This window comes from Brytella acorum (assembly GCF_029309905.1).
Taxonomy (GTDB): Bacteria; Pseudomonadota; Alphaproteobacteria; order Acetobacterales; family Acetobacteraceae; genus Brytella; species Brytella acorum.
Genome location: NZ_JARBJP010000042.1, coordinates 1 through 528, shown reverse-complemented (window position 1 = coordinate 528; position 528 = coordinate 1). Strand labels below are relative to the sequence as shown.

Sequence of the window (528 nt, the reverse complement as noted above, 5' to 3'; positions counted from 1 at the left end):
GAGGCGTGCGGTTCCAGTGACGGAGCGATAGCCGGCGTGGATTTGTGCGCCCCAGTCCGATCGGAAACCGTTGGTGACCTTTCGAAAGACGACCGAGGGTCGGATTCCCCGCTCGGAAATATTGTTGGTCGCCGGGACATCGCGGTTGGTGAGGAAGACGAAGAATTTCGTCCTCCAGGCCTTGATCTGTTTGAGCAGAGCCTTGCCGGCGGGGTGAGCGACGGGCGCGCGCATCAAGTGGGTCAGCATCCGGTCGGCCCTGGCGGCATAGCTCGCCAACGTCGTGTCCTTGAGATCAGGTCGTGTTTAGTCCCGGGATTTGATGGTGCATTATTTTCACGAGAGTGGAAGGAAGCGCTATGGGCCAGGTTCACCACGGAAGCGCCACGACGACAGCGGCAGTCCGTCGAGCAATACAAGATAGTCAAGCGAGCCTGATACCAATTTGTTTTTGCTATGACCCATGAGCCCAGTCGCGCAATCCGAGAGACATAATGCGCCATGGCTGGTCGGTGAGCTGGTTCCACG

Annotated in this window: 1 pseudogene; it reads right to left on the bottom strand. The window is 58.5% G+C overall.

From position 1 onward, the window contains the following. Positions 1-303, bottom strand: a pseudogene (locus PWM43_RS15345) (IS66 family transposase); the annotation flags it as partial. Positions 304-528 lie beyond the last annotated feature (225 nt).